This is a genomic window from Asanoa sp. NPDC049573 (assembly GCF_040676615.1).
Taxonomy (GTDB): Bacteria; Actinomycetota; Actinomycetes; order Mycobacteriales; family Micromonosporaceae; genus Asanoa.
In genome coordinates, this window is record NZ_JBFAPI010000038.1 from 1 (window position 1) to 22,077 (window position 22,077).

Below are 22,077 nucleotides of genomic sequence, written 5' to 3' on the forward strand. Positions count from 1 at the left end.
TTATTGCTCCGCCCACCCCCCAGATCTACACCGATCATCCAACCCTCTTCCCCTCCCCGACGCTCTTCCGATCTCCCCCCACCCGCCCGGCCGGCCGCGGTAGGGCGCGCCCTACCCAAGACCCGGTGGCGTGCGGGATGTCGACCAGCACCGATATTTCGCGATCCTCGACAGCATGCGAACCGATACCCGGGCACCGGCCGCCGTAGGCGCGGCTTTCGTGATGTGGCTCGTCGCCGTCGGCGCGGGCGTTTTCGAAACCACGTTGGTCGTGGCGACAGGCCAAGCCGGCGGCGGCGCCGCCGTCGGCGTGACCGTGCGGGCAGTTGTCTTCCTGGCCGCGATCCTGGTGGCGCTGCGAATGCGCGCCGGCCGGCGCTGGGCGCGCTGGACGCTGGCGCTGGGTCTGGGTGTCCTCGGCACTCTTTCGCTGGTCGTCGATCCGTTGCTGTGGCTGCTGGACGGCAACTCGCTGACCCACGTCCTGGCCGGAAGTGGCCCGGCCGACCTCGCCTTCGGCGCCAGCCGAGTCCTGCACGTCGTGGCAGTCCTGTCGGCCTGCGTCCTGATGTTCCTGCCCTCGGCCAACCGCTATTTCCGGCGGCGCCCGGTCCCCGTTTCCGCGACCTGAGCCGGCTGACGTCAGGCGGCGCTAGCGCTGGGCGGGGCCGGTGCTCGCCCTGGTCACCAGGGCCGGCGCCACGCGTGGGGCGGCGGGGGTCGCGTCGGTTGGTGCGTCGAGGAGGTCGAGGAGCATGGCCAGGCAGCGGCGGCCCACCTCGTCGAAGTCTTGGCGGATCGTGGTCAGCGGGGGCGACATGAACTCGGCCTCGGGGATGTCGTCGAAGCCGACGATGCTGACGTCGCCCGGCACGCGGACGTCGCGCTCGTGGAAGGCTCTCAGCAACCCCAGCGCCTGTTGGTCGTTGGCGCAGAAGACCGCGCTGACCCGCGGGTCGCCGGCGAGGCGGAGACCGGCCTGGTAGCCCGAGCGGGCGCTCCAGTCGCCGTCGATCACCGGTGGCACCGGCGCGCCGGCCTTCTCCAATGTGGACCGCCACGCGGTCTCGCGGTCGCGGGCCTCGAGCCAGTTTTGTGGGCCGCGCACGTGCCACACCGTCGAGTGGCCCAGATCGAGCAGGTGCTGCACCGCCAACTTCGCGCCGGCTACCTGGTCGACCGAGATGGCGGGCAGGGCGCCGCTCATTCCCGCTTCGACGACCACGGCCGGGATGCCGTCGGGCAGGCTGCGCAGCGCGGCCGCCGCGTTGGTGAACGGCGCGATGATGACCACGCCGGCCACCGACTGCTCGGCCAGGGCGCTCAACGCGTCGCCGACGCCGTCGTGGTCGAGTTGCTCAAGGGTCACGATGCTGATGCCGTAGCCCGCCGCCCGCGCCGCGCGTTCGACGCCCAGCAGGGTCGCCGCCGGGCCGTAGAGGATCGTGTCGAAGCTGACCACGCCGAGTACCCGGGAGCGGCGGCCGGCCAGGCCGCGGGCCAGGGCGTTGGGGCGGTAGTTGAGCTGCCGGACGGCGGTCAGCACGCGTTCGCGGGTCTCGGTGCGCACGCTCGGATGCCCGTTGAGCACGCGCGAGACGGTCTGGTGTGAGACGCCGGCCAGTCGCGCGACGTCGATCATCACCGCCGGTCGTGGCGGAGACGGCTGATCCATGGCAACTCCTCGCCGACACTCTACCCGCCTTGTCGATCATAACTTGTCTGTGAACGCTAACAATCCCTCCGCTAGAGCTATTGACGTCGATTATGAGAACGCTAACATTCTCGCAACACGCGAGCCATCGACGTACGTGAGGAGGAAGCCGTGCTCAGGAAAGTGTCCGCGGTGGTGCTCGGTGGCGTGCTCATCGCCGCCACACTGGCCGCCTGTGGTGGCGAGGGCTCGGGCGGCGGGGGCGCTGCCTCCGGCAAGGATGACGGCAAGATCGTTATGGGCTTCTCCCAGGTCGGCGCCGAAAGTGGGTGGCGGACCGCCAACACCAAGTCGATCCAGGAGTCGGCCGCGGCGGCCGGGATCGAGCTCAAGTTCTCTGACGCGCAGCAGAAGCAGGAAAACCAGATCAAGGCCATCCGCAGCTTCATCTCGCAGAAGGTCGACATCATCGCCTTCTCGCCGGTGGTCGAGTCCGGCTGGGACACCGTCCTCAAAGAGGCAAAGGCCGCCGGCATCCCGGTGATCCTGACCGACCGGGCCGTCGACTCGCCCGATAAGACGCTCTACAAGACGTTCATCGGCTCCGACTTCGTGCTCGAGGGCAAGAAGGCCGGCGAGTGGGTCAAGCAGGAGTTCGCCAGCGCGGCCGGCCCGGTCAACATGGTCGAACTCCAGGGCAACACCGGCGCGGCGCCGGCCATCGACCGCAAGGAGGGCTTCGAGTCGGTGATCGGCTCCGACCCGAAGTTCAAGATGCTCGCGTCCCAGCCGGGTGACTTCACCCGGGCCAAGGGCAAAGAGGTCATGGACGCCTTCCTGAAGGCCAATCCCGACATCGACCTGTTGTACGCGCACAACGACGACATGGGTCTCGGCGCGATCGAGGCGATCGAGGCGGCCGGCAAGAAGCCGGGCACCGACATCAAGATCGTGACCGTCGACGCCGTCAAGGACGGCATGCAGGCGCTCTCCGACGGCAAGATCAACTTCATCGTCGAGTGCAGCCCGCTCCTCGGCCCACAGCTGATGGACCTGGCCAAGAAGGTTCTCAACGGCGAGACGATCCCCACCCGGGTGCTGACCGAGGAAACCACGTTCACGCAGGACCAGGCCAAGGCCGCCCTGCCCGAACGCAAGTACTGAGTCCGATCGGCGCGGTCCCCGGCACACCGGGGACCGCGCCGCCCGCCACACAGGAGGGGCCATGTCCGACAGGGAGCCCGTGCTCGTCATGCGCGGCATCGGCAAGCGGTTCCCGGGCGTCGTCGCGCTCGACGGCGTCGACCTGCGGTTGTTCCCGGGCGAGGTGCACGCCCTGATGGGTGAGAACGGCGCGGGCAAGTCGACCCTGATCAAGGTGCTCACCGGCGCCTATCACCACGACCAGGGCGACATCACGCTCGGCGGCGAGCCGGTCGCGTTCGCCGGGCCACACCAGGCCCAGCAGGCCGGCATCAGCACCGTCTACCAGGAGGTCAACCTCTGCCCCAACCTGTCGGTCGCGGAGAACGTGCTGATCGGCCGCGCACCCACCCGGTTCGGCCGGATCCGCTGGTCGGCGATGCGCCGCCGGGCCGAAGAGCTGCTCGCCCGGCTCCAGCTGCACATCGACGTCTCGTCGGATCTCGGTGACCACTCGATCGCCGTACAGCAGATGGTCGCGATCGCCCGGGCTCTTGACGTCGACGCCAAGGTGCTGGTGCTCGACGAGCCCACCTCCAGCCTCGACGCGTCCGAGGTCGACCAGCTCTTCCGGGTCATGCGGGCGCTCAAGGAGGAGGGCATCGCCATCCTGTTCGTGACGCACTTCCTCGACCAGGTCTACGAGATCGCCGACCGGATGACGGTGTTGCGCAACGGCCGCCTGGTCGGTGAATACCGCACCGCCGAGCTGAGCCAGCTCGACCTGGTCGCGGCGATGATCGGCAAAGAGCTGGAGGTGCTCGAAGACATCGAGGAGGCGCCCCGCCGCGAGGTCGCCGTCCTCGAACGCGGCACCCCGGTGCTGAGCGCCGACGAGCTGGGCCGCACCGGCGCGATCGCGCCGTTCAACCTGGCCATCCACAAGGGCGAGGTGGTCGGCCTGGCCGGCCTGCTCGGTTCCGGCCGCACCGAGGTCGCCCGGCTGCTCTTCGGCGCCGACCGCGCCGACCACGGCCAGGTGCAGGTCGACGGCAAGCCGGTCGCGTTTCGCGGGCCGCAGACCGCGATGCGGCACGGCATCGCCTATTGCCCGGAAAACCGGCGCACCGACGGGCTCGTCGAAGACCTGACCGTGCGCGAGAACATCATCCTGGCGCTGCAGGCCGACCGCGGCTGGGCCCGGCCGCTGCCGCGCGGCCGGCAGGACGAGTTGGTCGCCCGCTATGTGAAGGCGCTCGACATCCGCCCCGCCGACCCCGAGATCCCCGTGCGCAACCTCAGCGGCGGCAACCAGCAGAAGGTGCTCCTGGCCCGCTGGCTGATCACCGAACCCAAGCTGATGATCCTCGACGAGCCCACCCGGGGCATCGACGTCGGGGCCAAGGCCGAGATCCAGCGGCTGGTCGTCGAGCTGTCCGACGGCGGCATGGCGGTGCTGTTCATCTCCGCCGAGCTCGAAGAGGTGCTGCGGCTGAGCCACAAGGTCGCCGTGCTCCGCGACCGGCGGCTGGTCACCGAACTCGACAACACCGACGGCCTCGACACCGACCGGGTGATGGCGGCCATCGCGAGCGGAGGCGCGGCATGAGCGAGCGAAGCGAGCGCGGTCAACACAGCCGCCCGTGGTCTTGCTCCGCCGACCGAAGGGAGGCGGCGGCATGACCACTCTTTGGCGACACCGGCTGTTCTGGCCGTTGGCGATGCTCGCCCTCCTGCTGGTCGTGAACCTGATCTTCGAGCCCGGCTTCTTCTCGATCGAGCTGCGCGACGGGCACCTCTTCGGCAGCCTGATCGACATCCTCCGGCAGGGTTCGCCGCTGATGCTGGTCGCGCTCGGCATGACGCTCGTGATCGCGACCGGCGGAATCGACCTGTCCGTTGGCGCCGTGGTGGCGATCTCCGGCGCGCTGGCCTGCCAGCAGATCGCCGGCCTCAGCGACCAGGGCGCGGTCGGTGGCGTCCTGATCGCCGTGGCCCTCGCCCTGCTGCTCTGCGCCGGCCTCGGGTTGTGGAACGGCTTCCTGGTCGGCGTCGTCGGCATCCAACCGATCATCGCGACGCTGATCCTGATGGTCGCCGGCCGCGGCGTCGCGCAGTTGATCACCGACGGCCAGATCATCAACGTCAACTCGCCGCCCTACAAGACGATCGCGGCCGGCTTCCTGGTGTCGATCCCGGTTCCGGTGATCATCGCGACCGCGCTGGTCGCCGCCGTGGCGCTGGTGATCCGGCGCAGCGCGTTCGGCATGCTGCTCGAGTCGGTGGGCGGCAACGCCGGAGCCAGCCGCCTCGCCGGCATCAGGTCAAAACGGCTGATCATCATCGCGTACGTGGCCTGCGCCGTCTGTGCCGGCGTCGCCGGCCTGATGATCAGCTCGACCGTGTCCAGCGCCGACGGCAACAACGCCGGCCTGCTGATCGAACTCGACGCGATCCTCGCCGTCGTGATCGGCGGCACCTCGCTGCTCGGTGGCCGCTTCTCCATCGCCGGCACGGTCGTCGGCGCGCTGCTGATCAAGACGCTCGACACGACTGTCTACACGATCGGCATCCCGCCCGAGGTCACCCTGCTCTTCAAGGCGGTCGTCGTGGTGGTCCTCTGCCTCGTGCAGTCGCCGGCGTTCCGCGCCCGGCTGTCCCGTCGCCAGCCCGCGGAGGTGTCGGCATGATCGACCTGAAGGCCCGTACGCCGACGCCGCAGGCCAACCTGGCGCGGGTGCGCTCGCTGGCGATGCGCAACAAATACCTGCCGGTCACCGCGACGGCCGCGCTGCTGGCCCTGATGTACGGCATCGGCGTCGTCAACTACACCGGCTTCTCCGACACCCAGGTCGTGCTGAACGTCTTCGTCGACAACGCGTTCCTACTCGTCGTCGCGGTCGGCATGACGTTCGTGATTCTCACCGGCGGCATCGACCTGTCGGTCGGCGCGGTCGTCGCGTTGACCACGATGATCGCGGCGCTGCTGCTCGACAAGGGTTGGCCGCCCGCCGTCGCCCTGCCGGTGGTGCTGCTGATCGGCGCCCTCATCGGGCTCGGCATGGGCTGCATGATCCATTTCTTCGAGGTGCAGCCGTTCATCGCGACCCTCGCCGGGATGTTCCTGGCCCGCGGCCTCTGCTACGTGATCAGCACCGACTCGATCCCGATCAGCGACCCGTTCTGGGTCAGCGTCGCCGACGCGAAGATCTGGTTCGGCGGCTTCTTCGTCACGATCAGCGTGCTCGTTGCGCTCGCCGTCGTGCTGGTCGCCGCGTACGTGCTGGCCTACACGACATTCGGCCGCGACGTCTACGCGGTCGGCGGCAACCCGCAGTCGGCCATGCTGATGGGCCTGCGGGTCGGCCGCACCCGGATCGCGGTCTACACGATCAGCGGCCTGTGCTCGGCGCTGGGCGGCGTGCTGCTCAGCTTCTACATGCTCTCCGGCTACGGCCTGCACGCCAGTGGCATGGAACTCGACGCGATCGCCGCCGTGGTCATCGGCGGCACCCTGCTCACCGGCGGTTCCGGCTATCTCATCGGCACGGTGCTCGGCGTGCTGGTGCTCGGCCTGATCCAGACGATCATCACGTTCCAGGGCGACCTCAGCTCCTGGTGGACCAAGATCTTCATCGGCATCCTGCTCTTCGTCTTCATCGTCCTGCAGCGCGCCGTCACCCGCCGGCGTCGATAGGGGAGGTGGGCTGTGCCAGCGCACGTGGTGGGGGTCGACTTCGGCACGCTTTCCGGCCGGGCCGTGGTGGTCCGGGTCGACGACGGTGCGGAGGTCGGCTCCGCCGTGCACGAGTACGCGCACGGCGCCGTCGAACGCGCCCTGCCCGGCACCGGTCGCCCGCTGCCGGCGGCCTGGGCGCTGCAGGTGCCGCAGGACTGGCGCGACGTGCTGCGCGAGGCGGTGCCCAAGGCGCTCGCGGCCGCGGCCGTCGCACCGGCCGACGTCGTCGGCATCGGCACCGACTTCACCGCCTGCACCGTGCTACCCACGCTCGCCGACGGCACGCCGCTGTGCGAGGTCGACGGCCTCGAAGACCGGCCGCACGCCTACCCGAAGCTGTGGAAGCACCACGCCGCACAGGGCCAGGCCGACCGGATCAACGCCGTCGCAGCGGCCCGCGACGAGCGCTGGCTGCGCCGCTACGGCGGCCGCATCTCGGCGGAGTGGCAGTTCGCCAAGGGCCTTCAGTTGCTCGACGAGGACCCGGAGATCTACGACCGCGCCGAGCGCTGGATCGAGGCGGCCGACTGGATCGTCTGGGAGCTGTGCGGCGCCGAGACCCGCAACGTCTGCACGGCCGGCTACAAGGGGATACACCAGGACGGTGACTATCCGTCCCGCGAATATCTGGCCGCACTCGACCCGCGCTTCACCGGTTTCGTCGACAAGCTGCGCCATCCACTGTCGGCATTGGGCGGTCGGGCCGGCGGGCTGACCGCGCGGGCAGCGGCATTGACCGGCCTGCCGGAAGGCATCGCGGTCGCGGTCGGCAACGTCGACGCGCACGTGACCGCGCCGGCCGCCCGGGCCGTCGAGCCCGGCCAACTCGTGGCCATCATGGGCACCTCGACCTGCCACGTGCTCTCCAGCGACCGGCTCGCCGTCGTTCCGGGCATGTGCGGCGTGGTCGCCGACGGCATCGTCGAAGGCCTCTGGGGCTACGAGGCCGGCCAGAGCGGCGTCGGCGACATCTTCGCCTGGTTCGCCGAGACGTCGGTGCCGTCCTCCTATGTGGAGGCCGCCGACGGCGACCTGCACGACTACCTGAGCAGGCTCGCGGCCGCCCAGCCGGTCGGCGCACACGGGCTGGTCGCCCTCGACTGGCACAGCGGCAACCGGTCGGTGCTCGTCGACCACGCGCTCTCCGGCGCCATCCTCGGGCAGACCCTGGCCACCCGGCCGGAGGAGCAATACCGTGCGCTGGTCGAGGCAACCGCGTTCGGCACCCGGATGATCATCGAGACGTTCGAGGCGTCGGGCGTGCCGGTCACCGAGGTCGTCGCCGCCGGCGGCCTGCTCAAGAACACCTTTCTGATGCAGGTGTACGCCGACGTGCTGCGCCGCCCGATCGCCGTGATCGGCTCGGCGCAAGGGCCGGCCCTCGGCTCGGCCATCCACGCGGCGGTGGCCGCCGGCCACTACCCCGACGTCCGTGCCGCGGCCGCCGTGATGGGCAGCCGGGGCCCGGAGGTCTACCGCCCCGACCCGGAGCGCGCCGACGCCTACGACCCGATCTACGCCGACTACCGCGAGCTGCACGACCACTTCGGGCGCGGCGCCTCGAACGTGCTGCATCGCCTGGCCCGCCGGCGGGTGCTGGCGGGGGAAAATGGGAGAGGACGCAGATGACCGCACCGCGTTTGTGGTTTCTGACCGGCAGCCAGGAGCTTTACGGCGCCGACACACTGCGCCAGGTTGCCGACCAGTCCCAGCGGATCGCCGCGGCGCTCGACGCCGCCGACGACATACCGGCCGCCGTCGAGTGGCAGCCGGTGCTCACCTCGGCGGAGGGGATCCTGCGCTGCTGCCGCGCGGCGGCCACGACCGAGGGCGTCGTCGGGGTGGTGGCCTGGATGCACACGTTCTCCCCGGCCAAGATGTGGATCGCCGGGCTCGACGCCCTTGACGTGCCGTTGCTGCACCTGCACACGCAGTCCAATGTGGCCCTGCCCTGGGCCGACATCGACATGGACTTCATGAACCTCAACCAGGCCGCACACGGCGACCGCGAGTTCGGCTACGTGCAGACCCGGCTGGGCGTCGCCCGCAAGACGATCGCCGGCCACGTCAGTGACCCGCGGGTCACCGCGCGGATCGGTGGCTGGGCCCGCGCGGCGATCGGCCGGGCCGAGATGCGCTCGCTGCGGCTGGCCCGGTTCGGCGACAACATGCGCGACGTCGCCGTGACCGAGGGCGACAAGGTCGAGGCCCAACTGCACTTCGGCGTCTCGGTCAACACCTACGGCGTCACCGACCTGGCCGACGCCGTCGACGCCGCGTCCGACTCCGATGTGGACAAGCTGGTCGCCGAGTACGACAACGTCTACCGCCTCGACCCCGAGCTGCGCCCGGGCGGTGAGCGGCACGAGTCGCTGCGCTACGCCGGCCGGATCGAGCTGGGCCTGCGCGCGTTCCTGACCGCCGGCGGGTTCCGGGCGTTCACCACCAACTTCGAAGACCTGGGCCGGCTGCGCCAGTTGCCCGGCCTCGCGGTGCAGCGGCTGATGGCCGACGGCTACGGGTTCGGTGGCGAAGGCGACTGGAAGACGGCCGTGCTGGTGCGCACCCTCAAGGCGATGTCCGCCGGCCGGCCCGGCGGCACCTCGTTCATGGAGGACTACACCTACGACCTCACCCCCGGCCACGAGCGCACGCTGGGCGCACACATGCTGGAGGTCTGCCCGTCGATCGCCGGCGAGACACCGCGCGCCGAGATCCACCCGTTGTCGATCGGCGGCCGCGAAGACCCGGTCCGCCTGGTCTTCGACGCCGCGCCGGGCCCGGCGGTCGTGCTCGGCCTGGCCGACCTGGGTGAGCGCTTCCGGCTGGTCGCCAACGAGGTCGAGGTGGTGCCGGCCGACCAACCGCTGCCCAACCTGCCGGTGGCCCGGGCAATCTGGACACCGCGACCCGACCTGCTGACCGCGGCCGAGGCCTGGCTGATCGCCGGCGGTCCACACCACACGGCGCTGACCCAGGCCCTCGGCGTGGCGGAGGTGCACGACCTGGCCGAGATGACCGGCACCGAGCTGGCCCTGATCGACGGCGAGACCACGGTCCGCCGCTTCGTGCAGGAGCTTCGCTGGACCGCTGCCTACCACCGGCTGGCGCGCTCTCTCTAGGGAAGGCGCGACACCGCCGCCCCGCGGCGAGCGACCCGGCGCCGGCCTAGCTGATCGGGCCGTGCGCCGCGACCCAGCGGTCGCGGTGTTGGTCGGCCGCCGACCGGGCCTGGGCGGCGGCCGCCGGGCGCACCTCTTCGTGCCAGCCGTCGACCTCGGCGAGCACGCCGTCGACGACCCGCCGTCCCAGGTCGGTGAGGTTGGCGTCGCCGGCCAGGCGGGTCGCGGTCTCCTGCACGGCGGCGCGCCACCGGGCGTATTCGAACTCGGCGAGGGAGCCGCCGCCGGCCAACTCGCGGCGCCAGAAGTCGGCGATCGCCAGGTGTGCGTAGACGCCGTGGACGAGGCCGATCAGCGGCCGCGGGTCGGGTCGCCACGGTGCGTAGTGCCTGCCACCGGGTGCGCCGGACACCAACGGGAACAGGTCCATCAGCGCCGACAGCTTCGCGTGCTGCAACTCGTGTGCGAACGTGACGGCCACCGAGCGCGGCGTGGCCGGTGTCGACATCGCGATCGCGCCGAACGCGTGTCGCCCGGTCGCGCTGACCGTGCCGGTCGGGGGATCGGCCAGCGGTGCCAGGACGCTGATCGCCTCGGCGAACTCGAGCGCGACGGGCCGATGCCGGTCGACCAGCACCTGCCAGCCGGGCGCGACCCGGGACTGCCAGACCTCGGCCGTACGCCGGTCGGCGTCACCGGGCGCCGGCGCGCCGTCGAGGTGGTCGAAGCGCAGGTTGACGGCGAGCCCGCCGTGCACGGCCCGCACCGTCGGGAGCGGTGACCAGTGTGGACCGCCGACCCGCACCCGGCGCGCGCCGCTGACCAACTCCGCGCCGTCGGCGCCGCAGACCAACTCGACCGGTGCGGCCGGGTCGAGCGCCGTCGACCCACCGAGCGACGGCAGCGCCAGGTGGCCGCGGGCCGGTGCCGGCACCGGCAGTCGGGCGGGGGCCAGCGCACGCACGGCCGCGGCGGCCGCGACGGCCGCGAGCCAGTCGGGCTCCGCCGTGGCCAGGTCGCGGCGGTGCAGGGCGTGTGCGGTGCGCAGGGCCCAGGCGCCGACCGACGGATAGTCCAGGACGGGGGCGACGGCCTCCGGCGGAAGGGTGCGCAGAAACGCGTACGCGTCGGTGGTCAATGCCCGTCGAGGGTGTTTCGTTTCTTTCGCCAGTGCGACGACGGCACCGATCGACAAGATCGTTTTACTGCGTTGGGCGGCCCGCAACATGCGGATCGTGCCGGGCCCGCCACCGCCACCGCAGATCGCGGCGAAGGTCGCTCGGCTGACGCGATGGGTCGGTGGATTCGCCACGTCCGAATCGCCTCTCCGCGGTGCGTCGTGGGTGCCGTTGCCGCGCGATCATTGGACTATGCTGGCGCGGTTCATCCTGATCGAGGGCGATGAAGGCGGTGGTCGGTGTATGGGTGTTGAGGACGCCGATCTTATCTCGGATCTTTTAGACCTCCAGGGCAGGGGACTCGAAGGTCTGGATGATTTGCCGGAAACGGCGATGCTCTCGTCGCTACGTCGGCTAATTCAGGAGAACGACGGGGGGTCACCCGCTTTTTACGGGTTCCAGAACATGATGGTCGCCGGGAGAATGGAAGACCCCGAATCTCCCTGACCGAGGTGGACAGTCGATGACGGACCGAGGCTCAGCGGCTCCCACGATCGTCACGTTCGCGGCATCGGGTCCCGAGGTCGGCGTCACCCGGATAATCGCGAACACGGCCGTCGCGCTGTGCCACGTCGACAAGCGGGTCCTCGTGATCGACACAGGCACCGACGGCGAACTCGTGCGCGCTTTCCTTGATCCATTCTTGATGAGCGTGAGTGACCCCAGCGAGTTGCTCGACGCCGAGGCGGCCCGGCTGGTCACCGAATTCATCGAGAAGCCGCTGTCGTTGTGTCGATACATCCTGCCGGTCGGTCGGGGCAGCCTCGACCTGCTCGGTTCCAGCCGGCCGTTCTCGGTGCTCCGCGGCGACGATCTGGAGGGCCTGCCGAGCGGCGAGATCCGGGCCGCGCTGCGGCGCACCCGATACGACGTCATCCTGATCGGGCTGACCGGTGCGACCGAGGCGCAGACCAACCTGATCGCCGGCCTCACCGACGCGGTGGTGATCTGCTTCCAGCCGCAATACGCGCCGATCCGCGACGCGGTCAAGTCGGCGCTGGCCATCCGCGACGCGGCGAGCCGGCCCCGGCGCACCGCGGCGGCCGCCGTGCCGTTCGACGCGCGCGTGCTGCCCCGGGCCAGCCAGACCATCGGCGAGATCCGCCAGGCGTTCAGCCGCCTCGGCACCGCGTTCGCCGAACGCGTGGTGAAGGTGCCCGAGTTGGCGCCGGCCGCCTGGTCGCTGAGCATCCTGCTCGACGACCCGCCTTCGTCGCCGCGCAGCGTGGGCCCGTTCGAGGCGTTCGCCGACCTGGTCTACTTCATCACCAACGGCGAGGTGCCTTCGCTGCCGCCGATCCCGTTGGCGGTCCGCCGGCGCTACCGGCGCAGCCTCACCGGCGACGCGCGTGACGTCGACACCCGTGCGGTGCTGGCCTACGCGCCCTCCGACCGGCCGTGGGCCGACTGGGTCGGCGAGCAGCTCCGGCAGCTCGGGTTCACGGTCGGCACGTGGAACACCGAGCAGGCCTGGTTCGAGGGTCCCGAGCGGTCGTTGCTGGTTTTGATCGGCTCGGCCGCGTTCGCCGCGGCGCCGGTCGCGGCCGAGGTCAACGACCTGCTCCGGGCCTCACCGGGCACCGAGACGGTGTTGCTCAACGTCGAGCCGAGCCGGCACGACGCGTTTCCGACCGTCCGCGCCGTCGACCTCACCACCCCGATCGAGGCCGACGCGCTCAAGCGGCTTTTGGCCGCGTTCGGCATGGGCGACCGGGCTTCCGAGATCGCCGGCCGCGAGTCCCGCCAGCGGTTCCCGCGAGCCGAGTCGACGGCCGGCGAGAAGCTCTTCTCGGTGCCCCGGGCCAGCACCCGGATGGTGGGGCGCGACGCCTACCTCGAAGACATCCGGTCGGCGCTGGTCGCCTCCGAGACGGTCGGCGTGGTCGTGCTCTCCGGCGAGCCCGGCGTCGGCAAGAGCGCGATCGCGCAGGCCTACGCCTACCGCTTCGCCTACGACTACGACGTCGTCTGGTGGATCCCGGCCGGCGACGAGCAGACCGTGCGGTCCAGCCTGGCCCGCCTCGGCTACGTGATGGGCGTCGAGCCGTCGGCCGACATGGTCGCGGCCACCTTCGACGCGCTGCGCGCCGCCCGGCCCGGCCGTACCCTGCTCGTCTACGACGCCGCCGACGACGTCGACACGCTCGCCGCCCTGTTACCGCGGGAGGGCTTCGGGCACATCGTGATCACCGCGCAGCCGCAGGCCGCCGAGAACCTGCCCGACCTGTGGACGACGCGCAACAGCCACATCCACGTCAAGCCGCTGACGGCCGCGGAGGCGGTGGCCATCCTGCGCGGCTACGCACCCGCGCTGCCCGGCGTCGAGGGCGAGAAGCTGATCGAGACGACCGGCCGGGCGCCGCTGAGCCTGCACCTCATCGGCGCCCTGGTCCGCCAGCTCGCCGCCGAGACCGAGGTCAGGGCCGGCAGCTCGGCCTCGGAGGCCGCGTCCTGGGCGGCCGACGCGATCCGCGAACGGCTCGCCGACGCCGGTGGCGCCTCGTTCGGCGCGATCGTCGGCATCACGCTGGAAGAGCTCGACAAGATCCCGCTCGGCCGGCTCACCCGCCGGGTCGCCGAGCTCTGCTGCTACCTCGACCCGGCCCGGGTGACCCTGTCGCTGCTGCGCTGGCCGGCGATGGTCGAGCAGCTGGCCGCGGCCGCCGGCATCGACCCACGGGCGTTGCTCGACGAGCCGGCCGACCTCGATCAGGTCATCTGGCTCGGCCAGCGGATGGAGATCTTCTCGGTCTTCTGGGGGACCGACTCCGACCTGCAGATGCACGGTCTGGTGCGCACGATGGTGCGCAAGGCCATCCCGGCCGACCAGCTCGACCGCCGCCGCGAACAGGTCTGCCGCGGCCTCGCCGGGTTCGCCGCCGGCCGGTTGCAGGACGGCCAGGTGCTCGCGGAGCTGCGGCACCACCTGGTGCCGTCCGGCGCGCTGGTCTCGCCCGAGTGGCCGGTGCGTCGCTGGGTGCTGGCCCAGCTGCGCTGGACGTCCGACGACGACGACGCCGTCGTCCGCGCGCAGCGGCTGGCCCAGGTCGAGACCGCGCTCGACGCCTGGACGGCCGGCGACGCGCCGCGCGAGTCGCTCACCATCCAGCTCGCGACCTACCGGGCCGACCTGCAGCGGCAGATGGGCCGGCCGCGCGAGTCGCTGGCCGCCGACGAACTGCTGCTCAGCGTCGCGCTCAAAGACCTCGGCTCGCGCTCGGTGCGGGTGTTGACCGCCCGCCGCGGGATGAGCGGCGACCTGCGCGGGCTGGGCCAGTTCGCCGAGGCTCTCGTGCAAGACCAGAGCACCTGGCACCAGTTCCGCGACCTGCTGGGCGACGACCACTCGCAGACCCTGCAGGCCAGCCACAACCTGGCGAACTCCTACTTCCTCGCCGGCTATCCCGAGCGGGCCTACTTCCACGAGCAGGACACGCTGACCCGGCGGGAGGCGCTCTTCGGCCCTGACGACCCGTTGACCTGGTGGTCGATGGCCGCGGCGGCCGGCTTCCAGCGCGAACTGGGTCGCTACGGGGAGGCCAGCCGCCGGCTCTACGGTGCGCTCGACCGGATCCGCAAGTTCCAGTCGGCCAGCCACCCCGACGTGCTGCGGATCAAGGGCCATCTGGCGGTGGCCGAGCGGCGGCTGGGCCGTTACGCGGTCGCCCGCCAGCTCAACACCGACGCGGTCAACGGCTATCGGCACACGTTCGGCTTCGACCACCCGCGCACCCAGGCCGGCATGCTCAGCCTGGCGATGGACCTGTTCCGGCTGGCCGAGTGGGAAGACGCGCTCGACCTCGCGCGCCAGTGCCTCGACCTCTACACCGACGGGTTGGTCGAGGGCCACCCGTTCGTGGAGGTCTGCCGGGCCGACGTGGCGCTGGTGCTGTGGAGCGCCGGCCGCAACGACCTGGCGCTGGCGCAGGCCGGCCGGGCGGCCGAAGGGCTCGCCGCGCGGTTGGGCGACGTGCATCCCTGGGTGCTCGCCGCCCGGCTCAACCTGGCCGGCATGTCGGAGCGGGGCGGCGACCCGGTCTCCCGCGAGACGTTCGCGCTGTGCGAAGAGTTCCTCGGCGCCGGCCACCCCTACACCCGGGCGGCGGCCGAATACCTCAGCGGCGGCCGCCGTGCCGTGCCGCTCTCCCTGCTGATCGACATCGACGTGCCGGAGGTGTGAGGTGACCCTGTCGGCGTTCGAGAGCGTCCACATCGACCCGCCGCTCGGCGACGAGCAACACGAACTGCTGTTCTCGGCGGCCGACCTGGCCCGGCGGATACCCAACCTGACCCACCTGAGCCTGATCGTCGACGGTGACCGCAGGTTCTCGATCGACCAGACCGACGTCGACGGGCGCGGCCGCAAGCAGGCCCGGCTCGCCGCGCAGGGTGTCGTCGGCTCCTGTCTCGACCTGCACGACAAGCTGCAACTGGCGCGCACCGGCGCACTGCTGCGGCTCGTGCTGGAGACGTCGGCCGGTGCCGTGCTGGCCTACACCATCCCGCGCCGCGGTCATCTGATCGGCTTCTGCCTGCGCGACCAGCGCCTGGCCGGAGACCTGAGCTTCGCTGTCTCGCCAGAGGTGCAGGAGGTCGACCGGGCGCTGGCCGGGCTGGCCGCCGAGGCCCGCGAGCTGTTCGAGCTCAGCGACCAGAATCCGGGCGGCTTCCAGCCCATCGCACCCAGCGCGTCGCTGCGTCCGCCGGTCGGCAGCCCGGTGGTCACCGGCAACGCACCCGCCGGGCTGCTGTCGATCTGCCGCGAGTCGGTCGACGAGCGGCTGCAGTACGTGCTCTACCAGGGCAACGACGGCACCGCGTTCGCGGTCGACTGCTTCGGCGGCCTCGAGTTGCCGGAGACACACGGCGACACCTCGCCCGCCCGGTTGCGCCGGGTCTACTGGGGGTTCCACACCGATCTGGAGGGCGACCTGCGCGACCTGCGCCGACTCGTCTACCCGGTGCTGGGCCGCGGCGCCCGGGCGGTGGTGCTCAACATCGAAGACGGCGCGGTGATCACCCGCTGGCTCGGCGACGGCCGCCAGGTGCTGGGCGTGACCCTGGTGCAGGCCTATGTGGCCAGCGTCGAAGACCGCTTCGCCGAGCTGTGTGGCCGGCTGACCGAGGTGGGTTAGCGCCGCCGGACGGCGGTCGGGCCGGTCAACTCGGCCTGCACCCGGCCGGCGAGGTTGCCGAAGAGCTCCGACGCGCGGATCTCGGCGCTGCGTTCGGTCGGGATCTCGTCGACGTCGCCGGCGAACCGGGCGGTCACGTGCCGCAACTCGTCGAGCTGGAAGAGCGGGAGATATTCGCAGGCCACCGAGTAGGTCTGGCAGAGCGCGTCGAGCTGGCGGGTGTCGCGGCCGGCCTGGCCTTTCGGGATCTCCTGCGCGTACCAGAGCCGCAGTTCTGCTCCGAACGCGCTGATCAGCCGCTGCAGCAGCACCACGACGCCGGCGGCGGCCGAGGTGTTGCGTTGCCGGAGCCGCGACCGCAGCGCCATCCGGGTGTCGCGGGCCCGGTCGGGCGCGACGTGCAGCGAGTCGGTGAACAGCGTGTCGACCCGGCCGAGCAGCTCGGCGAGCACGTGCAGCGCGTCGTCGAGCATGGCCTCGACCGCCGGCGGCAGCTGCGCGGGCGCGCCCGGCTCGACGGCCGGCGACGGTGGTGCGAGGCGGTCGATGATCTCGGCCAGGTGGCGCTCGTTGGTGGTGCGGATCTCGTTCATCGACAGGGCGAGCTGCGCGACGTAGGACTGCATGTTGGCCTGGTCGCGGCCCAGCTTCACGAGCTGGTTGGAGACCCGCTCGACCGGGTCGCGCGTCTCCAGCGAGGCCAGGATCGCCTTGGCCGTGCGGCCGAGGTCGCGGCCGATGCGACCGGGCTGCGCGACCAGCGGTCGCCGGCCGGTCAGGTCGGTCAGCACGCGGGCGGCGCCCTGCGCGAGGAAACCCTTGACCACCACGAGGATCTCGCTGGTCGGCCGGCGCCGTTTCACCGTGAGGATCCGGTCGCGCTGCCGGTTGAAGTCGGCCGTGCTGATGACGTTTTCGGCGACCAGGATCGCGCAGCCGTCGCCGGAGTCGGACTCGGAGACCCAGAAGTCGACATGCGAGTCCGGGCTCTCGTCGACGTAGTCGTTGGGCACGACCTTGCAGCCCTGCTCGGTGAGCGCGCGCTCCACCTCCTCGGCGAAGTAGGCGCCGTGTCGCTCCTCGACGTAGGCATGGGCGGCCGTCTCGATCGTGGCCTCGTCGATGGTCGGTGTGGTCGGTCGCGTCGCGCGGACGAGGCGATGGGACAGATCGACGATCAGCCGGGGTACGCCGGCCGTCAGGTCAGCGAGATGCTCGACCACCTGGGGGCTGAACGGCGGCGGCGCGACCGCGTCGTGGCTGACGGTTTCGCGGCTCGTGCTGACCAGCTGTTGGATGTCTTCGGGCTGGAACGGCGAGGTCTGGATGGTCGGGCCGATCCGGTCGCGGACATCGTCGGGCACGTTTTCCAGGAATGACATGAACCCGGACAGCACGACGAACGCACCCGCGTTGACCGCGCTGGCCAGGAACCGGCGCAGCGCGGTCGTGGTCTCCTCGGTCAGCGGCAGGTCGCCGCGGAAGGTGCGCTCCAGCTCGTCGAAGGTGAGCAGCAGCTTGCGGCCGGGCGCGCAGACGACCGAGATCAGGGCGCCCATCGCCTGGAGCGCGTCGGCGTCGGTGTCGAGCGCCGCGGTGATCCGCCGGTCGCGCAGGACGCCGGCCGGCTCGCCGCCGGCCAGCCAGGTCCAGACCGCGTGGTCGAAGCCCGGCCGCAGCAGCAGCGTCAGCGCGGTCGCGATGCCCGGATGGTCGGTGAGCTGCTCCAACCGGGCGGTCAGGGTCTCCAGATAGGCGCTGCGGTCGAGCCGCATCCGCTGCACCAGGGTGACCGGGTCGAGCTGGCCGGCGCGCAGCTGCGAACCGATGTTGCGGCCGAGGTCGGAGTCGCCCAGGGCGTCGGCCACCACCTGGGCGAAAAGGTGCCGGACCCCGGCGCGGACGGTCGACTCGTCGCGCTTGACGGCCCGTACGAACGAACCGAGCACGCCGTGGAACGAGGTGGCGGAAACCTGGGCGTAGAACGACCGCACCGGCGGCTCCGCCTGGTCGGCCATCCCGCGCAGGACGCCGGACAGGTAGGTCTTGCCGGTGCCGGCGCCGCCGATCACCGCGAGCACCTCGCCCTGCTGGCCGCCGCGCAGGAACGCGTCGAACAACGCGGTCGCCGTGGTCACCGCCGGCGTGTGGACGGCCACCTCGGGGTCGACCGGTTGGCCCGAGGCGTTGGCGGTGGAGGGGAACGGGTTGGCGAACCCCGCCTGCGGCGTCGTCATCGGTCACCGGTCCCGGACTCGTAGAGCATGTTGTAGGCCCGCCAGAAGTGTTCGTCGGAGATCCACTCGGGCTGGGTGGCCTCGGCGCGCAGCAGCTCCCAGAGGGCGTGCAACACCAGCTGTAGCTCACCGATCGACATCGGGCGCTGGCTGACCAGGCTCTTCAGCTTGTTTTCGGCGACCCGGGGCGGCCCGTCGCCGTGTGGCCAGGTGCCGTAGGCCCGGAAGCGCTCGAGCCGGAACTCCCAGAACGTGTCACCGTCGCCGGCCGCCAGCGGGCCCAGCTCCAGGAACAGGGGCGGTGCGCCACCGGCGGTGTGGAACTCACCGCGGCGTTCCCGCAGGCTTCCCCAGTAGGCGGTCTCGGCGAAGAACAGCAGCTTGCCACGGGCGAAGCGGGCGTATTCGATCAGCTCGCCGACCAGGTCGCCGGAGGGCGGCAGCAGGATGACCAGGAACGTGTTCTCGCCGAGGACCTGGCTGAGGATCGGGAACATCCGGTCCGGTTCGTCGATGCGCTGCGCGACCTCGCCGCCGATCTCCAGCAGCCCGCGGGTGCGCAGGTCGTCGACGAGCCGGCCGGCGATGAACTTGATCCGTTTGGTGACCTCGCCCCGGTCGAGCCGGTCGCGGCGCAGGTCGACGACCACGGGGTGGCGGTTGCCTTTGCGAACCTTCGCGTCGAGCCATTTGACACAGCGGTTGACCAGCGCGGTCTTGCCGCTGCCGTAGGGACCGCTGACCACCACCAGCCGGCCGTCACGCAGGACTCCGTCACCCTTCTCGAAGTCTTCCTGGAAAGCCACGAACTGTCGTTCGGTGTGATCAACGTCGGCGTAATCCTCGTGGGTTCCGTGCACGCCGGGGTTGAGGGGAGTCCGCGCGTTGACGCAACCGGGAACGAGAAACGGGTTCATCCGATCTCCGGGGTGGCCGGCCGTTGCTCCGGCTGCTTGTAGTGCCGTGGATGCTGATGCCGATAAGCAATATGGTCGGCATCACGGGTGAGATTGGCAAGTGAGCCGAAGATGCGGTCCCCCCGTTCCACTCGGAGTTCTTGATCAGCTGCCTTCCATGCCTCGGTGTCGATCAGATATCCGCCCAACGGCTCCGCGTCGAGCCGGGCCAGCACCTCGGTCGGCTCCGGCCACTGCGGCCGTGCCTGGTGAATGCGGCGCAGTTTGGTCTGCAGGTCGACCGCGCGCTCGATCACCTGGGGCGCCGAGGGCGCGTCGGTGGCCTTCTTGAGCCAGCCGTGCGTGTAGCGCCGCACCACCGACTCGAACGCCTGCACCGCGGTGTGCAGGTCGCTGGCCTCTTGACGGCGCTCGGCGACGTGGTCGCGGGACCGGGTGACCAGGAAGGTGAGCAGGGCGCCGACGAGCGTGGCGGTCAGCGTGGTGACCGACGCGAACCAGGGGCTCGGCGTGCTCGGGCGGGCCGCCTGGGCCGGGGCGGGGCTGTCGGCGGCCGGGCCGGCGGCGCGCAGTGCGGCGCAACTGCGGGCGAAATCGGCGGGATATTGCTCGCGCCATTCGCTGATGTGCAGATCGCGCGGACCGACCCGGATCTGGTCGGGCAGTTCGGCCCGGGTGCCGCGGTCGAGCGCTATCGCGGCGCGTACGAGATCGATTTGATGATCTAGACAGAAAACCAGCGAACCGTCGTCGACCGGTGTCGGCAGTGGTGTGGCGGGCACGAGGGAAAAACCGAAAACAGCGACCGCGCTAAGGGCCCGACACCGGGACGAACCTGGGCGGGCCATGACCGGACTCTATCTGACGAACAGAGGGCGAACGCATCGCCGAATCGGGTCGTTCGCGATTGGACTGTCGCATCAATGGGACGCCGGGAAATGCGCGCCGGGCGATGCCCGGCGCGCCAACCCGTCAGGCCTTGACCGGCATGATCAGCGAAAAGCCGCGGTCGTCGGCCGGGCGCCGGATCGCGAGCGGGCGGATCGGGCCGTCGAGTTCGAGCACCAGTTGGCCGTCGCCACCGGCGCCCAGGGCTTCGAGCAGGAAGCCGCGATTGACGGCCACGTGCTCGTCGTTCCATTCCTCCTCGCCGACCAGGTCGACGCCGCCGTCTTCCTTGATGGTCAGCACCGCGAGGTCGTGGTCGACGCCGTCGTGCTGGCGGACGACCCGGGGCGCGGTCGGTGCGGCGAGCGACGCCCGCAGCGCCGCCGGGTCGACCGGGGCGCGGCGTGGGCTGTCGCCGATCCGCGCCTCGACGAGTCGGCGGTAGTCGGGGTAGTCGTACGCCAGCGCCTTGTCCTTGATCGTCCAGCCCTCGCCCGCCGCCTCGATCTCGGCGCCGTCGAGCCGCAGGGTGACGTTTTCGGTCTTGTCGAGGCGCTCGCGCAGCCGATCGACCCAGGCGGTCGGTGCGATCAGCTGGCCGGCCGGGCCGGCGACCTCGGCGCTCTCGCGATGGACGGCCATCCGGAAGCGGTCGGTGGCCACGAAGGTCACCGCGCCGGGCTCGGCGTCGATCAGGACGCCGCCGAGCATCGGCACCTCGGGGTCGGCGCTGGCGGCGAAGCGGACGGAGTCGAACGCGGCAGCCAGGACGGCGGCGGTCAGGGTCACGGTGGTCATCGGGTTCTCCTGCGTGTCGAGAAGGGCGTGAACGCGGGAGAGCTCGCGGCGGGCATCGGCGAGGCCGGTCTCGAGGCGGCCCAGGTGCCGGTCGAGCAGCCGGTGCGCGGTCGCCGGTTCGGCGCCGAGCACCGCCGTGATCTCGGCGATCGGCATGCCGACCCGGCGCAGGCCGGCGACCAGGCGGGCCTGGTCGACCTGCGCGTCGGTGTACCAGCGGTAGCCGTTCTCCGGATCGACCAGCGCCGGCACCAGCACGCCCGCGCGGTCGTAGAACCGCAGGGCGCTGACGCTCAGGCCGCTGGCCCGCGCGGTCTCGCCGATGCTCCGCATGTCGCTCTCCACATCCCGGAACCCTGGTGCCTCAACCTGGTCGAGGGTCAAGTTTCGTCGGACCCCACTGCTATCAATGCCAGCATGAGGTACGGGGTGATTCTGCCCGGCGGCCCGGCAGACGCGCAGGTTTCGCAGGCTGTCCTCGCGGAGCGGGCCGGCTGGGACGCGGTGTTCGTGTGGGAGGCGGCCTACGGCGTCGACGCCTGGTCGCTGCTGTCCGCGATGGCGATGGTGACCAGCCGGGTCCAGCTCGGCACCATGCTCACCCCGTTGCCCTGGCGCCGCCCGTGGAAGGTGGCCAGCCAGGTGGCGACGCTCGACCAGCTCTCCGGCGGCCGGGCGATCCTGAGCGTGGGGCTCGGCGCGCTCGAGACCGACCTGCCCGACACGGGCGAGGTGGTCGACCGCCGCGACCGAGCGGCGCGGCTCGACGAGGGCATCGACCTGATCCGTTCTCTGTGGGCCGGCTCGACCAGCTTTCATGGCGCGCACTACGACTACGAGTGCGCGCGCGACGACCTGGCCGAGGTGGTCCGCCCGACGCGGCCGCGCATCCCGATCTGGGTGGTGGCGCGGTGGCCCCGGCCGCGGTCGATGCGGCGGGCGCTGCGCTGCGACGGGGTGATTCCGGAGTTCGAGGGCGAGGGCGGTGGTCCGGGCGGGGCGCGGTCGGTCCGGGGCTGGCTGGCCGCGCGGGGTGTGCCTGCTGGGTTCGACCTGATCGCGGAGGGTGAGACGACCGGGGCTGACCCGGCCTCGGCGGCAATCGTCGCGGAGTGGGCCGCGGCGGGTGCGACGTGGTGGCTGGAGTCGCGCTGGGAGATGCCACACCACAACGCCGAGCGAATGACCCAGATCCGCGACCGGATCGCGGCCGGCCCACCCGGGGGTGCCATGACAGGTTGATGGGGCGGTGGGAGACGCGCGCGG

The 22,077-nt window shown here is 71.2% G+C and carries 16 protein-coding genes and 1 pseudogene; 11 read left to right on the top strand and 6 right to left on the bottom strand.

All coding sequences use genetic code 11. From position 1 onward, the window contains the following. Positions 1 to 175 precede the first annotated feature (175 nt). A complete protein-coding gene (locus AB0J74_RS37930; RefSeq protein ID WP_363457846.1) occupies positions 176 to 631 on the top strand; it encodes a hypothetical protein in 456 nt (151 codons plus the stop codon). A 21-nt stretch (positions 632 to 652) separates the two neighbouring features. Here the strand turns inward: AB0J74_RS37930 and AB0J74_RS37935 are convergent, their stop codons facing one another. Next, positions 653 to 1,675 carry a LacI family DNA-binding transcriptional regulator gene (locus tag AB0J74_RS37935; protein ID WP_363457849.1) on the bottom strand — a complete coding sequence of 341 codons (1,023 nt, stop codon included), beginning with the start codon at positions 1,673 to 1,675 and terminating at the stop codon, positions 653 to 655. A 150-nt stretch (positions 1,676 to 1,825) separates the two neighbouring features. On the opposite strand from AB0J74_RS37935, the gene AB0J74_RS37940 reads away from it, so the two are divergent. The 6 genes and pseudogenes from AB0J74_RS37940 (at position 1,826) to araA (ending at position 9,658) form a co-directional block, all read left to right on the top strand. Next, positions 1,826 to 2,818, top strand: a complete 993-nt coding sequence (locus tag AB0J74_RS37940; RefSeq protein ID WP_363457851.1) for an ABC transporter substrate-binding protein — start codon at positions 1,826 to 1,828, stop codon at positions 2,816 to 2,818. Positions 2,819 to 2,879: 61 nt separating this feature from the next. Further along, entirely contained in the window at positions 2,880 to 4,406 is a 1,527-nt protein-coding gene (locus AB0J74_RS37945; RefSeq protein WP_363457853.1) for a sugar ABC transporter ATP-binding protein, read from the top strand. A 70-nt stretch (positions 4,407 to 4,476) separates the two neighbouring features. Beyond that, positions 4,477 to 5,487, top strand: a complete 1,011-nt coding sequence (locus AB0J74_RS37950) for an ABC transporter permease (protein WP_363457855.1) — start codon at positions 4,477 to 4,479, stop codon at positions 5,485 to 5,487. A gap of 62 nt (positions 5,488 to 5,549) precedes the next feature. Further along, positions 5,550 to 6,494 carry a galactofuranose ABC transporter, permease protein YjfF gene (gene yjfF / locus AB0J74_RS37955; RefSeq protein WP_363457906.1) on the top strand — a complete coding sequence of 315 codons (945 nt, stop codon included), beginning with the start codon at positions 5,550 to 5,552 and terminating at the stop codon, positions 6,492 to 6,494. Between the two features lie 12 nt (positions 6,495 to 6,506). Then, positions 6,507 to 8,165 (top strand): annotated as a pseudogene (araB, locus tag AB0J74_RS37960) (ribulokinase); the annotation flags it as partial. Continuing rightward, positions 8,162 to 9,658, top strand: coding sequence for an L-arabinose isomerase (gene araA, locus AB0J74_RS37965; RefSeq protein ID WP_363457857.1), 1,497 nt, complete (start codon positions 8,162 to 8,164; stop codon positions 9,656 to 9,658). The pseudogene araB and the gene araA, both read left to right, overlap by 4 nt. A gap of 46 nt (positions 9,659 to 9,704) precedes the next feature. Here the strand turns inward: araA and AB0J74_RS37970 are convergent, their stop codons facing one another. Then, positions 9,705 to 10,796, bottom strand: a complete 1,092-nt coding sequence (locus AB0J74_RS37970) for an HEXXH motif-containing putative peptide modification protein (RefSeq protein WP_363457859.1) — start codon at positions 10,794 to 10,796, stop codon at positions 9,705 to 9,707. A 232-nt stretch (positions 10,797 to 11,028) separates the two neighbouring features. On the opposite strand from AB0J74_RS37970, the gene AB0J74_RS37975 reads away from it, so the two are divergent. From AB0J74_RS37975 to AB0J74_RS37985, 3 genes are read left to right on the top strand one after another with little or no spacing between them, the layout of a single operon-like run. Further along, the gene (locus AB0J74_RS37975) at positions 11,029 to 11,283 is read left to right on the top strand and encodes a hypothetical protein (protein WP_363457861.1); all 255 of its coding nucleotides are present in this window, start codon (positions 11,029 to 11,031) and stop codon (positions 11,281 to 11,283) included. Between the two features lie 16 nt (positions 11,284 to 11,299). Then, on the top strand, positions 11,300 to 15,016 hold the full coding sequence (gene fxsT / locus AB0J74_RS37980) for an FxSxx-COOH system tetratricopeptide repeat protein (RefSeq protein WP_363457863.1): 3,717 nt from the start codon (positions 11,300 to 11,302) through the stop codon (positions 15,014 to 15,016). Position 15,017: 1 nt separating this feature from the next. Then, entirely contained in the window at positions 15,018 to 15,971 is a 954-nt protein-coding gene (locus AB0J74_RS37985; protein ID WP_363457865.1) for a hypothetical protein, read from the top strand. Here AB0J74_RS37985 and AB0J74_RS37990 read toward each other — a convergent pair. The 4 genes from AB0J74_RS37990 to AB0J74_RS38005 all read right to left on the bottom strand — a co-directional run bounded on the left by AB0J74_RS37990 (position 15,968) and on the right by AB0J74_RS38005 (position 21,144). Beyond that, the gene (locus AB0J74_RS37990; RefSeq protein ID WP_363457867.1) at positions 15,968 to 18,208 is read right to left on the bottom strand and encodes a hypothetical protein; all 2,241 of its coding nucleotides are present in this window, start codon (positions 18,206 to 18,208) and stop codon (positions 15,968 to 15,970) included. The genes AB0J74_RS37985 and AB0J74_RS37990 overlap by 4 nt on opposite strands. Next, positions 18,205 to 19,125 carry a hypothetical protein gene (locus AB0J74_RS37995; RefSeq protein WP_363457869.1) on the bottom strand — a complete coding sequence of 307 codons (921 nt, stop codon included), beginning with the start codon at positions 19,123 to 19,125 and terminating at the stop codon, positions 18,205 to 18,207. Before AB0J74_RS37995 ends, AB0J74_RS37990 begins: the two co-directional genes overlap by 4 nt. Continuing rightward, positions 19,122 to 19,907 (bottom strand): hypothetical protein, encoded by a 786-nt coding sequence (locus AB0J74_RS38000; protein ID WP_363457872.1) that lies wholly within the window; start codon positions 19,905 to 19,907, stop codon positions 19,122 to 19,124. Before AB0J74_RS38000 ends, AB0J74_RS37995 begins: the two co-directional genes overlap by 4 nt. Before the next feature lie 190 nt (positions 19,908 to 20,097). Then, positions 20,098 to 21,144: a MerR family transcriptional regulator gene (locus AB0J74_RS38005; protein ID WP_363457874.1), complete on the bottom strand. Its 1,047-nt coding sequence runs from the start codon at positions 21,142 to 21,144 to the stop codon at positions 20,098 to 20,100. An 84-nt stretch (positions 21,145 to 21,228) separates the two neighbouring features. Between AB0J74_RS38005 and AB0J74_RS38010 the strand changes: the two genes are divergently transcribed. Next, positions 21,229 to 22,053: an LLM class flavin-dependent oxidoreductase gene (locus AB0J74_RS38010; RefSeq protein WP_363457876.1), complete on the top strand. Its 825-nt coding sequence runs from the start codon at positions 21,229 to 21,231 to the stop codon at positions 22,051 to 22,053. Positions 22,054 to 22,077 lie beyond the last annotated feature (24 nt).